Below are 17,377 nucleotides of genomic sequence, written 5' to 3'. Positions count from 1 at the left end.
CTAGGAACCTGCCTGTCCTGCCGGCGCGCGCACTAGCAATTGCTCCAGCAACTCAATCCGGTGCCGGTGCGGTGTGGTGATGGCGTAGAAGCGCTCTTGCAGCGTCGTGGATTGCCCCACGGTCACCAGCAGGCCGGTGCGCAGCTCGTCTTGAACCACCACTTCTGGCAGGACCGTCAGCCAGCCGCTGTCGCGGGCGATCAGGCGCAGCATGGCCATGTCGTCGACCTCGGCACGCAGGCGCGGGCTGACACCGGCTGAGGCGCACAGGGCGTCGAACTGCGCGCGCAGGGCGTGGCGCGGGCCGGGCAGGGCGATGTCCTGACCGTCCAGATCCTCGGGCACGCGCAGGCTTTGCGAAGCCCAGCGCGAGGCGGGGCCGACCAGGGAGATGGACTGGCTGCCCAGGAAGCGGCAATGCAGGGGGCGGTCCGGATCGGATGGCACGGTTTCATTGGCCAGCACCACATCGAGCTGATGCTGCATCAAGCGCGTGAGCAGGCCTTCCAGCACACCTGACTCCAGGGTCAGCACCACCGAGGGGTCGGCCAGCAGAGGGCGGATCCAGTTTTCCTGGTAGTTGCGCGACAGGGTGGCCACGCTGCCAACCCGCAGCCGGGTGATGCCCGCCGTGCGCCCTTGCAGGCGCCCCAGCATCTCCTGGCTGAGGCCAAAGATGTTCTCGGCATAGGCCAGCACCAACTGCCCAGTGTCGGTCAGCTGCAGGCGGCGGCCTTCGCGGGCGAACAGGGCTTCGCCCAGGCGCTCTTCCAATTGCCGGATCTGGGCCGAGACCGCCGATTGCGAGGTGTGCAGCTCTTGCGCCGCTTGCGTCAGATGCCCGAGCTTGGCGACGCGCCAGAAGTAGAACAGGTGGTGGAAATTGAGTTGCTCCAGCTTCATTGTTCTGTTTTGAATATCGTTTGGTTACTATCAATGTAATTTACAGAACGGAAGCCGGCAAGCATCATTCGCGCCATTCTTTGGAAACGAGTGTCGCGATGACCCTGTCCCTGCTTGTGTTCGCCGCCGGCGCCTTGGCGCCGCTGCTGTTGATGTTGCTGGCGGCGCTGCTGCCCCGTCTTTCTGGCCTGCCGGATGCCGGGCTTTGGCGTGTCTTTCATGGGCTGTCGGTCACGGCCCTGTTCGGCAGTGGCTTGGCCCTGGCGCTGGGGCCTCAGGTCTTGCCCTTGGCCTTGCTGCCCTGGGTGCAGGCTTCGCCTTTGGCCCTGGGTCTGGCTTTGCTGGTGCAGTTGCTGGGTACCGTGATTGCCGGTTTCTCTGCGCGCTATCTGGAAGGCGAGGCCGGCCAGCGGCGCTATGTGGCGGCCCTCGCTGCCGTGCTGGCGGGCGTGCATCTGCTGCTGCTGGCTGACCATTGGCTGGTGCTGATCGCGGCCTGGGCCCTGGTGGGCATGGCCTTGCAGCCTTTGCTGTGCTTTTACCCAGAGCGCCCCTTTGCGCGCCTGGCTGCACACAAAAAGCGCATCGCCGATCGCCTGGCCGACGCCTTGCTGATCGTCGCTGCTGCCCTGGCCTGGACCGAGGTGGGCAGCGGCTCGCTGTCGGCCCTGTGGGCGCATCTCGAGGGCGAGGGCATGTCCGGCGCCTTGCAGATCAGTGCCGTCAGCCTGGTGCTGGCCGTCATTCTGCGCACGGCCTTGCTGCCAGTGCATGGCTGGTTGATCCAGGTGATGGAGGCGCCCACCCCGGTGTCGGCGCTGCTGCACGCCGGCGTGGTCAATCTGGGCGGCTTTGTGCTGATCCGCTTTGCGCCTTTGTTGGAGCAGGCGGCGACGGCCCGTGTCTTGCTGCTGGTCTTCGGGCTGGGCACTGCGGTGCTGGCGGGCATGGTGATGCTGACCCGTATCAGCATCAAGGTTCGCTTGGCCTGGTCCACCGTGGCTCAGATGGGTTTCATGCTGCTGGAATGCGGCTTGGGCCTCTACACCCTGGCGGCGCTGCATCTGGTCGGTCATTCGCTCTACAAAGCCCATGCTTTTCTGTCGGCCTCCTCGGTGTTGCGGCAGACCCGCTTGCAGGCCTTGCACGGCCTGCGCTCGCCCTCGGCCCCGAGCCTGCTGCTGGCGCCGGCCCTGGCCCTGGGCGTGGTGTTGCTGACCCAGGCGCTGGCCCAGGCCCTGAGCGGCGGTGCGGCCTGGCCCATCTGGTGGAGTGCGGTGCTGGGCCTGGCCTGGGCGCCGCTGCTGTGGCTGCCGTCTCTGCAGGCCGGGTTTCGCGCTCTGGCTCAGCAGGCGCTGTCCGGGGTGTTGATGGTGGCCGGGCTGAGCGGCGTCGCCCTGCTGGCGCATGCCCTGCCGCTGGGCATCACGGACCGGCCGCATGACACGCTCGGCTGGATCGCGCTGGCCGGCATGTTGACGCTCTACCTGGGCCTGGCCCTGCTGCAGCTGCGTCCGCAGGCGCTGCGCAGCTGGCGCCGTTGGAGCTATGCCGGTTTTTATGTGGACGAGGCCTACACCCGGCTGGCGCTGCAGCTCTGGCCTTCCGCCTGGGCGCCGGAGCACGCCAAACCCGCGGTCTTCCCACTGCGCCCGGAACCGGCTCGCCTCGGTGCTTGAGCTGAATTGAACTGAACACGAGGACCCACCATGACCGCAACCTTGAATGCCCCCGCTCGCCCGGACGCAGCGGAACGCCGCCCGGCCAGCGCCGCATGGCGCCCGGAGACTGGTTTTTATGCCCAGGTCGAAGCCGCCTGCCAGCAGGCCTGCCAGGCCATTGCGCCCGCCTGGCCCTTGGATCGGGCAATCGCGGTGAACCCCCATTGGTCCCGCATCGGCATGCCGCTGCGCCAGGTGGCGGCACGCATGGCGGTGCTGGGCGGCATCCAGGTGTTCCCGCCGCGGGCGCTGCAGCAGCAAGCCTGGGATGAGGGCCGGATCCGCCCCGCCGATCTGGCCCATGCCCTGAAACAGCTGCCCGGCGCCGCGGCGGCCGGCCTGAGCGCCGAGACCTGCCTGGACGCCTTGCGCGCGGGCCAGCCTCTGGATCAGCTGCCGCTGCTGATCGACGTGCTCGACAACGATCCCAAGCGTCACAGCCGCCTGTCCTGGCGCCAGGCCATCACGCATCAGGTCAGCCAGACCTGCGCGGCCTACTTTGACGAGCACCAGGCGGACTGGCAGCCCGAGCGATCTCAAGGCTTGTACGCCTTCTGGCTCGACACCTTGCAGCACGACCATGGCATCGGCCTGCTGATGGGTCTGCCCCATCTGGGTCGTGCCATCGACGCGCTGCCCGCCACCCGGCAGGATGCCGAACGTTGGGTGCTGCAGCGCCTGGGCCTGCCGCAGGCGGTGTGGGCGGACTATCTGGAGTCGGTGCTGCTGACCGTCAACGGCTGGGCATCCTGGTGTGCCTACGAGCGCTGGCAGGCCCGGCTGGACGGCCGGCCTGAAGGTGCGGAAAGCGCTTTGCGTGACCTGCTGGCCATCCGCCTGGCCTGGGGCGCGCTCTTGCTCGAATGCAAGGAAGACGGCGCCGCGGCAGGAGCTTTTGTGGCGCTGCAGAAGGCCTGGCAGGATGCACCCGCGCTGCTGCAAGCGGCCGAGCAAGCACTGGTGGTCGACGAGGTCTGGCAGCTGGCGCTGGAAGCGGGCTACCAGCGTGGCCTGGTGCAGCGCCTGCTGGCCGCGCCCGGTGCCGCTGCGGATGCATCGACACCCGAGGTGCAGGCCGCCTTTTGCATTGACGTGCGCAGCGAGCTGATGCGACGCGCGCTGGAGGCCGCCTGGCCCGGCGTCCAGACCCTGGGCTTTGCCGGCTTCTTCGGTCTGCCGGTGGCCTACACGCCGCTGGCCACCGAGGCGCGCCGGCCGCAGCTGCCGGGCCTGCTGGCGCCCGCCATGGAGGTGCGCGACTGCCTGCAGCCGGCCGCCGTTGTCGACACGGACACAGAGGCCGCTCTGGCGCGCGACGCCGCGCGCGCCCGCCAGGCACGCTTCGCCTGGTCCGACCAGTGGCAAGCGGCCAGCCGCTGGCCGGGCGCCGCCTTTTCCTTTGTGGAGGCGGCGGGTTTCGGCTATCTGGGCAAGCTGGGGCAATGGTTGCGCCCCGGCCTGCAGGCCCGGGCACGAGACGATCTGGACGGCCTGCCGGCCCGCTACCGGCCGATCTGCCGGCCGCGCGTCGTCGGCCTTGATCTCAGTGCCAAGGTCGCGCTGGCCGGCCGCGTGCTGCACGCCATGGGGCTGGAGCGCGATCTAGCGCCTTTGGTACTGCTGGTCGGCCATGGCAGCCAGTCGGCCAACAATGCTCATGCGGCGGCGCTGGATTGCGGCGCCTGTTGCGGCCAGACCGGCGAGGTCAATGCCCGCAGCCTGGCGCAGCTGCTCAATGAGCCCGCCGTGCGCGCCGGCCTGCAAGCCCAGGGCCTGGCAATTCCCGACAGCACCGTGTTTGTGGCCGCCCTGCACAACACCAGCACGGACGAGATCGAAGGCTTCGATCTGGACCTCTTGCCGCCGGACGCGCGTGCGCGCTGGCAGCGTTTGCAGCCGGTGTTCGCGCAAGCCGGTGACCAGGTGCGACGGCAGCGGGCGCCCGCGCTGCAGCTGGACCCGCGCGGCTCGCACGAGGGACTGTTGGACCAGCTGCGCCGGCGTGCCAACGACGGCGCGCAAACCCGGCCGGAATGGGGCCTGGCCGGCAATGCGGCCTTCCTGATCGCGCCCCGCCAGCGCAGCCTGGGCGTGGACCTGGCCGGCCGCTGCTTCTTGCATGACTACGACGCCGAACAGGATACGGACGGCAGCGTTCTGGAGTTGCTGATGACGGCGCCCATGTTGGTGACGCATTGGATCAACTGGCAGTACCACGCCTCCACCTGCGATCCGCAGCGCCTGGGCAGCGGCAACAAGCTGCTGCACAACGTGGTGGGCGGCACCATCGGCGTGTTCGAGGGCAATGGCGGTGATCTGCGCATCGGTCTGTCACGTCAGTCGCTGCACGACGGGCAGCGCTGGCTGCATGAGCCCCTGCGCCTGACGGTGGTCATTGACGCGCCGCAGGCCGCCATCGATGCCGTGATCGCCAAGCATGAGGTGGTCCAGCAGCTGCTGGATCACCGCTGGCTGCACCTCTGGCGCTTTGATGATGCTCAGCAGTTTGTTCGTTATGAACAAGGGGATTGGTTGCCGGTTCAGATGGACAGTGTCTGAACCGGCGTGCTCAGCGCTCGCGGTAGCCCAGCAGGCGCGCTGGCAAGAAGAGCAGGGCGCGCAGCAGCGCGAACACCGCCTCGACGCTGATGCCGATCAGCCGGAAGGGCAGGCTGATCAGCCAGACCAGAGGCCAGAGCATGAGCGCCAGCAAGGCCAGCGGCCAGCACAGGATCAGCAAGATCAACCAAAGCAGCAGTTTCATGGCCTGGCCTCGTGAGGGCTGGGAGTGGAGTCAGGCGGCCAGTCTAGGGGGGCCGGCTTGGCCGCAGTGACGGCATGCGACAGGCTGCAGCACGGCATGCATGGGTCGCACACCGGGCCTTGTCGCTGCAGGTGGGAAAACCGCGAGCCCGGCGCTCGGTGACGCCATGCACAATCCGGCCTCGCAGGAGGATCAAGTGCATGAATGAACCCGCAGCGGCCGCAGCCGCCATCACCCCCTTGGGCAAGCTGCCCGCCCTGCGCGGCTGCTGGCGCTTGGTCACCGGTCTGGGCTTGGGCTTGGCCGGACTCACCGTTCCGGTCCTTGCGGAGCTGATCGTGCAAGAGCAGCCCCAGGATCTGGACGGGCTGCGCTGGCTGCTCTGGAGCCTGCCTGTGCTGGGCCTGCTGTTCGGTCTCTGGCTGGCCGACCGTCGCTTTGTGCTCTACGGGGCCGAGCTTCATGCCGGCGAAGGCGTGGTGCTGCGCCGCGGCGTCTGGTGGCGCAGCGAAATCTGGGTGCCGATGGCGCGTCTGCAGCATCTCGATGTTTCGCAAGGCCCGCTGGACCGGCTCTGGGGCATGGCCAGCCTGAGCCTGCACACGGCCGGCTCGCATGACCACCACACCTCCATCCATGGCCTGCCGCTGGCCCAGGCCCATGCCTTGCGGGACACCTTGCTGCCGCGCCAGCGTGCCGAGCATGACTGAAGCCGCCCGGTCCGAGCCGGCCTTGAACGGGCGCCTGCATCCGCTGTCCTGGGTGTTCGGCGTGCTCGCTTTGCTGCGCCATCTGCTTGCACCCTTGCTGGCGGTGCTGGTGCTGGGCCAGAAAAACCAGGATTGGGTGTTCTGGGCCGCACTGCCCATGAGCGCGGCTGCGCTCTGGTCGGTGCTGCAGGCACGCGTCTACCGTTTCGAGGCCAGCGCCGGCGAGCTGCGCTTGCGCGAAGGCGTGCTGGACCGAACGCAACGCCACATTCCCTTTGCCCGCATCCACAACATCACCCAGCGCCGCCACCTGCTGCATCGGCTGCTGGGTGTCACCGAGCTGCGCTTGGAGTCGGCCGCGGGCGGCAAGCCCGAGGCGGTGATGAAGGTGCTGAGCTTGGCGGCGGCTGCGGAGCTGGAGGCCTTGCTGCGCGGCCAGGCGGTGGCGGCCGAGCTTCCTGCCGATGGCAGCGACGCAGCCATGCCGGCCTCACCGGTGAGCGCGCCGCGCCTGCTGCTGAGCCTGCCGGCGCGCGAGATCCTGTTGCTGGGCCTGAGCTCCAACCATGGCATGGTGCTGGTAGCCGCGCTGTTCGGCAGCGTCATGCAGAGCGAGGGTTTGCGCAAGGCCTTTGCTTCGACCGTGGGGCCCTTGTCGCGCAGCCTCGCGCACACGCTGGAGGCCGAGCTGCACACCCAGCGCTGGTTGCATTTGGGCTTGCTGGTGCTGGTGATGGCGCTGATCTTCATGGTTTTGACGCGCGGTTTGTCGGTGGCGCTGGCTTTCTTGCGCTACCACGGCTTTCGCCTGGAACTGCAGGGCGAGCGCCTGCTGTCCTCGCGGGGTCTGAGCACCCATGTCCGTGCTGGCGCACGCCTGCCGCGTTTGCAGCGCTGGGAGTTGAGCAGCAGCTGGCTGCAGCGCCGCATGGGCCGTGTGCGCTTGGCTGTCACCGTGGCGGGTGACAACAATGATGGCGAGCATCACAGCAGTGTCGAGGGCGCGGGGCGTTTCAGCGAGCTGGCACCCTTGGCGCGACCGCAGCAGGCCCAGGACTTGCTGCAGCTTTGTCTGCCCGGCCTGCATTGGGATCGGCTGAGCTGGCAGCCGCTGGCGCCCGCGGCCGTGCAGCGCCGCTTGCTGGGCCTGCTGCGCTGGCTTTTGCCCGTGATGGCGCTGTTGGCGCTGGCCGATGCGGTCCTGGGCTGGTGGCTGCCCTGGCCCAGTTTGCTGGCAGGACAGGCCTTGGTGCTGGGCCTGAGCGTGCTGCATGCGCGGGCCTGGGTGGCCCGTGCCGCTTTCGCCGAAGCGGGCTCGGTGCTGCTGTACCGCAGCGGTGTCTTTACCCAGCGCACGGTCATCCTGTCTCTGCCCAAGGTCCAGAGCCTGCGCTTGTACAGCTCGGGCCTGGATCGGTATCTAGGCCTGTGTCATTTGCAGGCTGACACCCAGGGCGGCAGTCGCGCCCGTCGCGCGCTGGACATGCCTTGTCTCGACGCGGCGCAGGCCCGCGCGCTGCTGCAGCGGCTGTGGGCCGGGCTGAGCGCTCGGCCTTGAAGGGCAAGGCCCAAGCTGCTTGAGCTCAGTCTGGCAGGCTTGCCAGATGGCTGATGAGTTCCTGGAAGCTCGGTCGCGCCTCGGGCCGAGGATTCAGGCAGGCATCGCGCAGCGCGATCAGCGCTTCGGGCTGTGCACCTTCTTCGTCGCAGTGCGCCAGCAATTCCTCCAGCAGGCAGCCGAAGGCGCGCACCTCGATGCGCGCTACCGCTTCGCGCTGCGCCACGCTGGCTCCGCGCGGCAAGAAGGACGCCGCACCAAAGTCCCCGAGATAGGCCAGACCCTGGCCGTCGTGCAGGATGTTGTGGGCGTAGAAGTCGCCATGACAGAGGCCGCGCGCTTGCAGCTGGGACAGGGCCGAGGCCATGCCGCGGGCGATGCGCAGCAGGGCGCTCAGGCTGAAGCGGCTGCCTTCGGTGTAGACATCGCGGCTGCAGCTGGCCAGGCTGGGCGGCCCGGCCAGGCTGCGGAAGGCCGGGCTGATCAGATCGAGCACCAGGCCTTGAGCTTGGGTCGGGTGCTCGCTCAGGCGTGCGCGCAGGGGGATCAGGTTGGGGTGGGAACCGGCCTGCAGGGCCGCGGCCATCTCGCTGTCGGGCAGGCCGTCGCTGGTGACCTCGCCCTTGAACAGTTTGACGGCCACCGGCTCAGCCGCATCGATCTGTAGCGCACGGTAGATCACGCCGGATGCGCCTTCGCCGAGCTGCTGCTCCAGGCGCAGCTGGGGCCAAGGCAGGGTGGGCAGGGGCGTGTGCGCCAGTGCGGCTTGCTCCAGCTCACGATTGAAAGGGTTGCCGCCGAAGGCCAACCAGCTCAGGCGTGGCAGCTGCAGCAGTGCTTCGGGCAAGGCTTGCAGCTCATTGGCCGAGACGCGGATCAGCTCCAGCGCCCGGCATTGCAGCAGCTCGGGCGGCAGCGCGTGCAAGCGGTTGCCTGCCAGGGCCAGCTTTTGCAAGCGCGTGCAGCGGCCGATCTCGGGCGGCAGCGCCTCGATGCGGTTGTCGGTCAGGATCAGCCAGCGCAAGCGCCCGGGCAGGGCCGCGCCGTTGAACCGCTCGATGCGGTTGCTCTTGAAGCCCACCATTTCCAGCTGCGGGCAGCGGCCCAGGACTTCGGGCAACTCGCTGAACTGGTTCTGGGAGGCGAACAGGATGCGCAGGCGCGGCAATGCGCTGAGCCAGTCGGGCAGCTGGCTCAGCGCATTGCTGGAGACGTCGAGCACTTCCAGGCTGTCGGCCAGCTGGAGGATTTCATCGGGCAGGGCCTGCAAGTTGCTGTGTCTGAGGTCCAGCTGCGTGCGGCCTCGCAGGGCGTCACGGCGAAGAAGATCAAGCGAGGAAGGCGTCATGGCGGCAGGATAGCGTCTGCCCTGCGAGGGATTCTGCAGGACCGGAGACTGCACCACACTCACCGCATCGGCCGTCGCCCTGGGCAGGGCTTCTCCACCACTTGGTAATAGAAGTCCAACACCCGGTCGCGCGTGGCTTCGTCGCTGCGTCGAAAGGCACCTATCTCCGCGTCCCAGCGGTGCACGACGACGTGCTCTGTGCATTTCGATCTTTCAAACCAGACTGCCACCTTGCCGTCCGGGTACTCCCCGTCTCCCGCGTAGAGCCCCAGCGCGTAAGGGGCCCCTCCTGCTCCTGGGTAGATCAATCGGATGTTGCTGAGAGAGATTCGGTACAGAGGCAGTGTTTCGTGGGGAATGTCAATGATTGAGGGGTGATGTGGTTTTTTGCCATGCAGCACCGGGGACCAACCCTTTGCTCGGCCAAGCATCATGAGCTGGTCCAGATCGTAAGAGTTCATCTTGCTGTTGAAAGGGTAGGGCACGGCGTAGGCGAAGTCGCACCAGCCGTCGCCGTTGAAGTCGTACCTGAGCACTTCAGCACCGTCGTACTCGACCCGAACAGGTAGCCGCGGCGGTGGCGCTGAGGGTGTACGGCAAGGCGGTGCGGTGATGCTCAGACCCTCGTCAGGCTCGGCGGGCGCCGCATGCGCGGGCACCGGGCCCAACAGCGACAGACTCAATGTGGCCATCAGTTTGGCAGTTATGGAGGGCATCTTCTGGATGCCTTTGTCTCGCTTGGAGTTGCAGCAAGCAGTACGGTAAGCCCGGCAGAGTGTCGCCAAGTCAAATGCTAAGCGGGCGGTGCCATCGCGACCTGCGCCTGCATCTTTTTTGGCCTTGGGCCTGGGCCTCAGACGAGCGCAGTCGAGGCGACGCATGCCTTGGATTTCGGGCTGGAAACCGGCATGCGCTTGCTCAAGAGTAGAGCGCCACACGGCAGCCCCAGCGACCGAGCCTTACTGAAGCATGGTGACGGAGAAACCGGGTGGTAGGCTGAGTTTGGCGGCATCGATGGGCTTGCCTCGCTCGATGGCCAGTGTGGTTTGCTGCCGCTCCAATTGATGGGCGCCGCTGCCCAAGGTGCTGTTGCCGGCCAAGCTCCAGGGCCAGTTCAGGTAGCTGACCATGGGGTAGCGGTTCCACAGGCAGGCGTCCCCGGCGACCAGGCCATTCAGCGGGATCTGCGGCTTGTGACAACGCTCGCCCATATGGGTCTCATTGGGCATGGCCTGCACCTGTTCTTCGCTGGCCAGCGTGAGCTTGTTCAGGCTGCTGCTCTTGCTGTTGCCGACGGCTTTGCTGTCCTTGTAGTTGAGGCTGTAGTACACGCCGTCACGCCAGAGATAGCCTTGCTTGATCTCCACCTTGGCGTAGAGCGAGCAGTTCGGCGGAACCGGGGGCAGCGCACCGTTCAGCCGCTTTTGCTCATCACCCCAGCGATCAAAGTCTGGAAAGCTCAGGCTATAGCCTGTGGTGTAGGTGGCGGCTTTGTGGGCGTCAAAGAATCGCTCGGTGATCTGTGTGTCCAGCCCGGCCATCACGGCTTCGTCCACCTGCTGGGCCGGCAAAGCATAGAAGCTGAGGCGGATTGAATTGCAGACGTCGACGATCTGCTGTTGGCTGCTGCGCTCCATGCCGTAGCTTTTGTCTTTGTAGCGAGAGGTCTGGCTGGTCTTCAGATAGGCCGTGCCCTGGAAGGGGTCGAGCGACACCGGCGGCGGGGCTGGGGTGGGCTGAGGGGCGCCGGCCTTGCCTCCGCTGTCTCCTGAGCCGCCGCCGCACGCGGCCAGCGGGGCAGCGAGGGTCAGCGCGAGAAGCTTGAGTCGAATTGAAGTTTCCTGGTGATGACGCATGCCGAATTCCCTGAGTTGTTTGTATTGAAGAAAGCGCGCTCCTTGGCTGGCGAATGCATCAGCCGCTGCTGTGCCGTTCTGCGCAAGCACGGGTTGTGCGTTCCCGAGTGGTCGCTGGGGCCCTGCGAGAGGCTGAACGCTTGAATCGATCAAGCCACCCATGTGCAAGCAGCGCGAAAGATCTGCATGCCTGCATGTGTGCTGCGGCAGCCTGCATCCATCTCTCGGAAGCCTCGCACTCAGGACCCGGCTGAACAGGCGACCGGCTTCGTCACGCGACCTGTTGCCTGATCGATGTAAGCATCGCCGGGCGCATCAGGCGCGAACTGCTGAGTCTTGTGCGCACACACCCAGCGATGAGTATGTTTCGATACAGCTGACATAACTCCGCATTTATACGAACTTTTACGTTTCTTGCGCTTCGTGATGATCCTGTGTGACCCCATGTTTCGGCCGCTGTCAGTCGGATACCCTGGCTTGGTAAACCGAATAAGCGCGGCTCACACGCAGCTCGAGTCAAGGCGCAAAAAAAGGCCCCAACGCTTTCGCATCAGGGCCTCATTGTTCGACTCATTGACCGTGGTTGAGAGGGGAGCTCTAGCCCGTAAACCGTCCGCGCAAGTAAGCAATGATGGCGCCGGACTCGCTCAGCCACTTCGCCGATCCATCGGCTTCGGTGATCTTCAAGCAAGGCACCTTGGTCGCGCCCGACCCTTGCATCAGAGCCGCGCGATTGCCTTCATCGTGTTGGGCGTCCAATTGAGCGATCGGCAATGCCAGAGCGTGGACCTCCTGACGCACCTTGATGCAAAACGGGCAGGTCTTGAATTGATACAGAGCCAGCTCAGTGCACTGGCGGTCGACTTTGGCCTGACGCTCGGCGCTGCGCTTGATGGCGGCCGGGCGGGAGAGGCGCTCTTTCAGCAGCATGAGCGGGCCCAACACGATGCGCAGGGTGCGGAAGAACAGGCGAATCAAAATCTTCATGGGGCGGCTTGACGTCAGGTAGAGGTGTAACGGGCAAGAAAAAACCCCCAACATCTTGCGACGCTGGGGGTTTATCAAAGTGGCTCCTCGACCTGGGCTCGAACCAGGGACCTACGGATTAACAGTCCGGCGCTCTACCGACTGAGCTATCGAGGAATTGTCTTTTCGGTACTTCTAATTTTTTGGTGTTGCAGCAGGCAATCCGAACCGCTGCAACGCTGAATTTCTGGCTCCTCGACCTGGGCTCGAACCAGGGACCTACGGATTAACAGTCCGGCGCTCTACCGACTGAGCTATCGAGGAACAGAGCCTCGCATTATAGGATGAATTTCTAGAGCTTTACAAGTGGATTTCCAAACTTGTTCGGAAAGTTCTCGGCGCCAGGGGGTAAAGGTAGGCGTGGTCGAACTGGAAGGGAGATTCTTTCCAGGCGCGCTTGTTAGCGAGGTTGTCCACGCCGACACGCCAAATCAGCAGCTGGCGGCCCCAGCTCTGCTCGAAGCGAGCGCCGGCGTCGAAGCGGGTCCAGCCCGGGATGCTGAGGCTGTTGTCGCGCAGCACGGCGCGCGGGCCCTCAAACACCAGGCCGGCGTTCAGCTGCAGGCCGGGGAGGGCGGGCACATCCTGGCGTGCTTGCAAGCGCAGATTGTTCTCAGCCACATTGACGGGCTTGAGGCCATTGACGCTGGCCACGCTGCTGTCGGCACGGCGGGCCTTGAGCTTCATGGCGCTGGCCAGCAGGCCGCCGCCGGCCCACTTCAGATCGGCCTGGGCTTCGAGGCCTTGGTGGCGGGCGATGCCATCGGCGCGGCGTACGCAGCTGCCGGGCTGGCTGTCGCTGCAATCACCAAAATCGTCCCAGACCGGTCGGCTGATCTGGAAGGCATTGATCGACCAGTCCACCGACTTGGCTCCGGCCTTGAGGCCGATCTCGCTCTGACGGCTCTTCAGCGCGGGCAGGGCGCGGCCGGCGGCGTCGCCGTAGCGCTTGCGGTTGGGCGTGACTTCGCTCTCCACGCCTTCGCCCCAGCTTGCATAGGCCATCAGCTGCGGGTTGATGGCATAGCTCAGGCCCAGCCAGGGGGTGCTCAGGCTTTGGCTGTAGTCGGTCGGGCGTGAGCCATTGGTGCGCACACTGCTTCGGTTCAGCTGGGTGTGGCGCAGACCGGCCCAGGCTTGCAGCTCGGCGCTCAAGCGCACCGCGTCGCGGAGCGAGAACTCGCGGCTGCGTTCGTCGCGCAAGGTGTTCTGGTCGGTCAGGCTCGGGTCGGCCGGGTTGACAGCGCTGCCGTCGATACGGCCGACGCCGACCCAGTTGTAGGCCTGGGCTTGGGCGCGGCTCTTGTAGTGGCTGATCAGCAGGCCGGCGCTCAGCTGGTGGCGCAGCGGGCCGGTGTCGAAGCGGCCGGCCAGGGACAGGTCCAGGGCCTCGCTGTTGCGGCGCTCGTTCTCGCTGCGGAAGTCGTACATATCGTAGCTGCCGTCGCTGCAGTAGCGGTCGTAATTGCCTTCCTTGTCGCAGCCGTAGGCATAAGCCAGGCGGTCATCGGTCTTGAGGCGTTGCACGGCCAGATGGGCCTGGGCCTGCCAGTCCGCATTGAGGCGCTGCTGCAGGCGCAGCGAGGCATGCTGGTTGTCAAACTCGACGGGCAGGGTCCAGCTCTGGTTGTTCAGGTTGGTGCGCGGGTCGTAGGCCTTGGCATCGGGCAGCTTGTTGCCCAAGAGGCTCATGCCCGGCTGGCTGGGTTGGCTGTGGCGGTTCAGTTCGAACTCGGCCTCGACGAGGGTGCCGGGCTGCACGCGCCATTCACCGGCCACGGCCAGGAGCTGGCGATCACCCTTGGCATCCCGCAGCTGCGGGTGCAGGTCGGCTGCAGCCGCGTTGATGCGCAGACCGAATTCGCCGCTGCCGCCGAAGCGCTGGCTCCAGTCGATGGCAGCCTCAAACGTGCCGCGCTCGCTGAAGCCGCCGCTGAGGATGGTCTGTGCTTGCGCGGTCGGGCGCTTGACCACCAGGTTCACCAGGCCGCCGGGCGAGCTGGTGCCGGCTTGGATGCCGCTGCTGCCTTTCAGCACTTCAACGCTGGCCTTGTTGCCCAGGTCCAAGACGGTTTCGCCGTTGATGGGCAGGCCGTCGCGGCGGTAGTTGAAGCGGTTGTCCAGGTCGTAGCCGCGGATCTTCAGATAGGAGATGTAGCCGGCGGCGTTGTAGGCATCGCCGAGGCTGGCGTCCAGGGCAGTCAGGCCCGAGATGGCCGAGATGCCGGCGTCCAGCAGGCGTTCTGGGCTGAACAGGCTGATCTGCAGCGGCAGCTTGGCCACCGGGGTCTCGCCGAAGCCGCCCACCTGGGCAGGCATCTCGGCCGTGCGGCCGCTGACCGAGACGGCGGGTAAGCTCTGCGCCTGGGCCAGGCCGCTGCCGAGCAGCAGGGCGAGGGCGGACGAAACAAGGCTCGGGCGCAGGGCCAGAGCAGGGCGGGACGAATGGATTGTGGGCATCGGGAACTGCATTGAAAGCGAGAACAACAACAGACGATGCAGGGCGGCAAACGATGGCGCCACGGGTTCATGCAGCGCGGGCTGCGAAACGGCGGGCTGTGCCTCAAATGCTTCCCTGCGCGAGGATTACCTCGTGCCGACCCGGAGATCGGCATGGCAGCCGAAGCTGCCTATCAGGTTCAAAGGGACTTTCTCAGCCAGCTCAATGAATGAGCCAGCACCCCTAGCGAATTCGCCCGAGGCCATGAAGCCCGGGCGAGGCGGCATTGTAAGCCGCCATGAAAAAAGCCGCCTTGCGGGCGGCTGTGCGCATAGAGCAGCGTTAGCTTGGGAGCTTTCGTAGCGAGCGGCTGCCAGGCTAGGCTGAGCTCGGACTGATCCAGTCCTGAGGACTGAATCAGCCTAGCGAAGGCCGAGGCCTCTGGCCGAAGCGGACGGCGCAGAGGAACCGGAACGTACTTCCTGTACGTGAGGATTCCGAGCACCGGACCAACGACGCATGGCAGTCGCGCAGTAGAAAACTTCCAAGCTCTCAGTCGAAGACCGGAGATTCCACGCCCAGAACTTTATGGAGCTTGGGGCTGGTCGTCGTGTACTGCAGATGCACGCGCTTGTCCGGGTTGATGTAGGGCATGGAGCCGAAGGCAGCCAGGGCGCACTCATGGAAGCCCGAGAGGATCAGCTTCTTCTTGCCCGGATAGGTGTTCACATCACCGACCGCGAAGATGCCGGGCACGCTGGTTTGGAACTTCTCGGTGTCGACAACGATCTGCTTGCGCTCCAGGGCCAGGCCCCACTCCGCGATCGGGCCCAGCTTTGGGCTCAGGCCGAAGAACACCAGCACCTGGTCGCAAGGCACGACGCGGGTCACGCCGTCACCGCCGGTGACCTTGAGGTTGGTCAGCTTGCCGTCGGCTTCGACGATGTCGCTGACCTGGCCAACTTCGAACTGCATCTCGTAGGCTTCGCAGAGCTCGCGCATCTTGGCCACGCTGGCCGGGGCGGCGCGGAAACCGTCGCGGCGGTGCAGCAGGATGACGCTCTCGGCCTTGTGGGCGCCGCCGTCCTCATTGCCGGCGCAGAAGTTCAGCGCCCAGTCCAGTGCCGAGTCGCCGCCGCCGATGATCACCAGGTTCTTGCCGGCAAACTGCTCAGGGTTGCGCACACGGTAGTGCAGCTGCGAGCCTTCGTACTTGTCGATGCCGTCGACCTTGAGCGTTCGGGGCTGGAAGGAGCCCACGCCGCCGGCGATGAAGATGGTCTTGGTCAGGAAGCTGGTGCCCTTGCTGGTGGCGACGAAGAAGCGGCCATCGTCCTGCTTGAGCACGGTGGTCACTTCCTGGCCCAGATGGAAGGTCGCGCCGAAGGGCTCGATCTGCTTCATCAGGTTGTCGGTCAGCTCCTTGCCGGTGCAGATGGGCACGGCCGGGATGTCGTAGATCGGCTTGTCCGGGTAGAGCTCGATGCACTGGCCACCGGGGTAGGCCAGGGAGTCGATGATGTGGGCCTTGACCTCGAGCAGACCCAGCTCGAAGACCTGGAACAGGCCCACCGGGCCAGCGCCGACGATGACGGCATCGGTCTCAATGGTGTCCGGGCCGGGTGCCAGGAGTTCGTCGGCGGGCGCGGTCGTGGTCTCTACGTTCACTTGGGATTCCATTTCTTGGCCGGGCCCAGTTCAGGCCCTGCTTCAGCAGTTATTACGAAGTCGTTCAGCGGATCAGCTCGGGCAACTTGTCCGTGCGGTCCTTCCAGTCATCGGCGTCGGGCAGGGCGCCCTTGCGCTTGGTGATGCTGGGCCACTTCTTGGCCAGGTCGGCGTTGAGCTTGATCATGTGCTGCATGTTTCCGGGCACATCTTCTTCCGGCACGATGGCGTTGACCGGGCACTCGGGGATGCAGACGGCGCAGTCGATGCATTCATCGGGGTCGATGGTCAGGAAGTTCTGGCCTTCGCGGAAGCAGTCAACGGGGCACACATCGACGCAGTCGGTGTACTTGCAGCGGATGCAGGATTCGAGGACGACGTGGGTCATGGTGGATCAGCTCGTGTAGTTGGGGCCAGAGTCGCTGCTGGGGCTGGCCTGTTCGGGCGTGGCGCAAAGCGGCGGCAAAAGGCGGATTTTAATCAATGAGGCTGCGGGTCAGACCTTGATGGGGCGCAAGACCCGGCGTGATGGTGGAATTTGTGGGCGCAAAGCGGCCCGCCGAGGTCAGGGCTTGGGCCCCTGCGCCCACGGTGACGACGGTCGGCCGGCCCCGGTGCAGCAGCGAAGCGGCGGCCAGCTCGGCCACCGTGTGGTCGCTGCTCAAGGCATCGGCACAGCCGGCGCGCGAGACCGCGGCCACTGGTGTGTCGGCTGGCCATCCAGCTTCCAGCAGCTTGCGGCCTAGGGCGGCCAGCTGGCGGCCGGCCATGTAGAAGACCTCGGTGTCGGCGCTGCGGGCGGCCTGCAGATCGCCGTCCTTGGTCATGGCCGTGGTCAGGCTGACGCTGCGGCCGGCGCCGCGGCGGGTCAGCGGCCGCTGCAGATGCGCGGCGGCGGCGATGGCCGCGGTCACGCCGGGCACGACTTCGCTGGCAATGCCGGCTTCATGGAGGGCGATCAGTTCTTCTTCGAGGCGGCCGAAGATGCTGGCATCGCCGCCCTTGAGTCGCACGATGCGGCGGCCGGTTCGCGCTTGCTTGACCAGTGCGGCGTTGATGGCCGTCTGTTTGGTCGAGTCGCAAAAGCCGCGTTTGCCCACATCGATCCATTCCGCGTGGGGCGCCAGCTCGCGCAGGGCCGGGTCGGTCAGGGCGTCGAACAGCACCACCTCGGCGGCGGCCAGGGCGCGCGCGCCGCGCACGGTGATGAGGTCAGCGGCGCCGGGGCCGGCACTGACGAAGAGGACGGTTTGTGGGCTCATGGGGCGACTCGTTTCGGGCCGTGGCGGGTTCAGCGCACCAGCAGGGCGCCGCTGGTGCGGTTGCTGCTGGGGTCGACGACGATCAGGCTGCCGCCGACGCGGTTGCTGGCATAGGGCTCCA

14 protein-coding genes and 2 tRNA genes are annotated in these 17,377 nt (G+C 66.2%); 4 read left to right on the top strand and 12 right to left on the bottom strand.

The annotated features are described in order from the left end of the window. A complete protein-coding gene (locus LNV28_RS21680; RefSeq protein ID WP_263520223.1) occupies positions 1–903 on the bottom strand; it encodes a LysR substrate-binding domain-containing protein in 903 nt (300 codons plus the stop codon). A 98-nt stretch (positions 904–1,001) separates the two neighbouring features. Here LNV28_RS21680 and LNV28_RS21675 point away from each other — a divergent pair, with 98 nt between their 5' ends. Both LNV28_RS21675 and LNV28_RS21670 read left to right on the top strand, forming a co-directional pair. Then, on the top strand, positions 1,002–2,582 hold the full coding sequence (locus LNV28_RS21675) for an NADH-quinone oxidoreductase subunit L (protein WP_263520222.1): 1,581 nt from the start codon (positions 1,002–1,004) through the stop codon (positions 2,580–2,582). A gap of 30 nt (positions 2,583–2,612) precedes the next feature. After that, positions 2,613–5,183, top strand: a complete 2,571-nt coding sequence (locus LNV28_RS21670) for a YbcC family protein (RefSeq protein WP_263520220.1) — start codon at positions 2,613–2,615, stop codon at positions 5,181–5,183. Between the two features lie 10 nt (positions 5,184–5,193). Here LNV28_RS21670 and LNV28_RS21665 read toward each other — a convergent pair whose 3' ends face one another. After that, positions 5,194–5,388: a hypothetical protein gene (locus tag LNV28_RS21665; protein ID WP_263520218.1), complete on the bottom strand. Its 195-nt coding sequence runs from the start codon at positions 5,386–5,388 to the stop codon at positions 5,194–5,196. 200 nt (positions 5,389–5,588) lie between these two features. Between LNV28_RS21665 and LNV28_RS21660 the strand changes: the two genes are divergently transcribed. Both LNV28_RS21660 and LNV28_RS21655 read left to right on the top strand, forming a co-directional pair. Beyond that, positions 5,589–6,098: a PH domain-containing protein gene (locus LNV28_RS21660; protein ID WP_263520216.1), complete on the top strand. Its 510-nt coding sequence runs from the start codon at positions 5,589–5,591 to the stop codon at positions 6,096–6,098. Beyond that, positions 6,091–7,656, top strand: a complete 1,566-nt coding sequence (locus LNV28_RS21655) for a PH domain-containing protein (RefSeq protein WP_263520214.1) — start codon at positions 6,091–6,093, stop codon at positions 7,654–7,656. The genes LNV28_RS21660 and LNV28_RS21655 overlap by 8 nt, the downstream gene beginning before the upstream one ends. 25 nt (positions 7,657–7,681) lie before the next feature. Here the strand turns inward: LNV28_RS21655 and LNV28_RS21650 are convergent, their stop codons facing one another. From LNV28_RS21650 to cobA, 10 genes are all read right to left on the bottom strand, one after another. After that, positions 7,682–9,004 (bottom strand): protein kinase, encoded by a 1,323-nt coding sequence (locus LNV28_RS21650; protein WP_263520213.1) that lies wholly within the window; start codon positions 9,002–9,004, stop codon positions 7,682–7,684. A 59-nt stretch (positions 9,005–9,063) separates the two neighbouring features. Next, positions 9,064–9,720 (bottom strand): hypothetical protein, encoded by a 657-nt coding sequence (locus tag LNV28_RS21645; RefSeq protein WP_263569041.1) that lies wholly within the window; start codon positions 9,718–9,720, stop codon positions 9,064–9,066. 243 nt (positions 9,721–9,963) lie between these two features. Further along, positions 9,964–10,860, bottom strand: a complete 897-nt coding sequence (locus LNV28_RS21640) for a hypothetical protein (RefSeq protein ID WP_263520210.1) — start codon at positions 10,858–10,860, stop codon at positions 9,964–9,966. A 597-nt stretch (positions 10,861–11,457) separates the two neighbouring features. Continuing rightward, positions 11,458–11,847, bottom strand: coding sequence for a glutaredoxin family protein (locus tag LNV28_RS21635; protein ID WP_263520208.1), 390 nt, complete (start codon positions 11,845–11,847; stop codon positions 11,458–11,460). Positions 11,848–11,927: 80 nt separating this feature from the next. Then, positions 11,928–12,003 (bottom strand) — tRNA-Asn (locus LNV28_RS21630). Positions 12,004–12,074: 71 nt separating this feature from the next. Then, positions 12,075–12,150: transfer RNA gene (locus LNV28_RS21625), tRNA-Asn, on the bottom strand. Positions 12,151–12,186: 36 nt separating this feature from the next. Continuing rightward, positions 12,187–14,346 carry a TonB-dependent siderophore receptor gene (locus LNV28_RS21620; protein WP_263520206.1) on the bottom strand — a complete coding sequence of 720 codons (2,160 nt, stop codon included), beginning with the start codon at positions 14,344–14,346 and terminating at the stop codon, positions 12,187–12,189. Between the two features lie 532 nt (positions 14,347–14,878). Next, positions 14,879–16,006, bottom strand: a complete 1,128-nt coding sequence (locus LNV28_RS21615) for an NAD(P)/FAD-dependent oxidoreductase (protein WP_263520205.1) — start codon at positions 16,004–16,006, stop codon at positions 14,879–14,881. Between the two features lie 52 nt (positions 16,007–16,058). Further along, the gene (gene fdxA, locus LNV28_RS21610) at positions 16,059–16,382 is read right to left on the bottom strand and encodes a ferredoxin FdxA (RefSeq protein WP_263520204.1); all 324 of its coding nucleotides are present in this window, start codon (positions 16,380–16,382) and stop codon (positions 16,059–16,061) included. 88 nt (positions 16,383–16,470) lie between these two features. Further along, positions 16,471–17,256: a uroporphyrinogen-III C-methyltransferase gene (cobA, locus tag LNV28_RS21605; protein ID WP_263520202.1), complete on the bottom strand. Its 786-nt coding sequence runs from the start codon at positions 17,254–17,256 to the stop codon at positions 16,471–16,473. Between the last annotated feature and the right edge of the window lie 121 nt (positions 17,257–17,377).

The organism is Paucibacter sp. DJ2R-2, assembly GCF_025717675.1.
Taxonomy (GTDB): Bacteria; Pseudomonadota; Gammaproteobacteria; order Burkholderiales; family Burkholderiaceae_C; genus Paucibacter_A.
Note: the sequence above shows the minus strand (reverse complement) of the source record. Positions and strands in the feature narration are given on the sequence as shown.

What these genes read in the sequence shown, in the direction of transcription:
- fdxA (WP_263520204.1), bottom strand. Translation starts at nt 16,382, where the DNA reads ATGACCCACGTCGTCCTCGAATCCTGCATCCGCTGCAAGTACACCGAC.
- LNV28_RS21640 (WP_263520210.1), bottom strand. Translation starts at nt 10,860, where the DNA reads ATGCGTCATCACCAGGAAACTTCAATTCGACTCAAGCTTCTCGCGCTG.
- LNV28_RS21635 (WP_263520208.1), bottom strand. Translation starts at nt 11,847, where the DNA reads ATGAAGATTTTGATTCGCCTGTTCTTCCGCACCCTGCGCATCGTGTTG.
- LNV28_RS21660 (WP_263520216.1), top strand. Translation starts at nt 5,589, where the DNA reads ATGAATGAACCCGCAGCGGCCGCAGCCGCCATCACCCCCTTGGGCAAG.
- cobA (WP_263520202.1), bottom strand. Translation starts at nt 17,256, where the DNA reads ATGAGCCCACAAACCGTCCTCTTCGTCAGTGCCGGCCCCGGCGCCGCT.
- LNV28_RS21670 (WP_263520220.1), top strand. Translation starts at nt 2,613, where the DNA reads ATGACCGCAACCTTGAATGCCCCCGCTCGCCCGGACGCAGCGGAACGC.
- LNV28_RS21675 (WP_263520222.1), top strand. Translation starts at nt 1,002, where the DNA reads ATGACCCTGTCCCTGCTTGTGTTCGCCGCCGGCGCCTTGGCGCCGCTG.
- LNV28_RS21620 (WP_263520206.1), bottom strand. Translation starts at nt 14,346, where the DNA reads ATGCCCACAATCCATTCGTCCCGCCCTGCTCTGGCCCTGCGCCCGAGC.
- LNV28_RS21650 (WP_263520213.1), bottom strand. Translation starts at nt 9,004, where the DNA reads ATGACGCCTTCCTCGCTTGATCTTCTTCGCCGTGACGCCCTGCGAGGC.
- LNV28_RS21665 (WP_263520218.1), bottom strand. Translation starts at nt 5,388, where the DNA reads ATGAAACTGCTGCTTTGGTTGATCTTGCTGATCCTGTGCTGGCCGCTG.
- LNV28_RS21655 (WP_263520214.1), top strand. Translation starts at nt 6,091, where the DNA reads ATGACTGAAGCCGCCCGGTCCGAGCCGGCCTTGAACGGGCGCCTGCAT.
- LNV28_RS21645 (WP_263569041.1), bottom strand. Translation starts at nt 9,720, where the DNA reads ATGCCCTCCATAACTGCCAAACTGATGGCCACATTGAGTCTGTCGCTG.
- LNV28_RS21615 (WP_263520205.1), bottom strand. Translation starts at nt 16,006, where the DNA reads ATGGAATCCCAAGTGAACGTAGAGACCACGACCGCGCCCGCCGACGAA.
- LNV28_RS21680 (WP_263520223.1), bottom strand. Translation starts at nt 903, where the DNA reads ATGAAGCTGGAGCAACTCAATTTCCACCACCTGTTCTACTTCTGGCGC.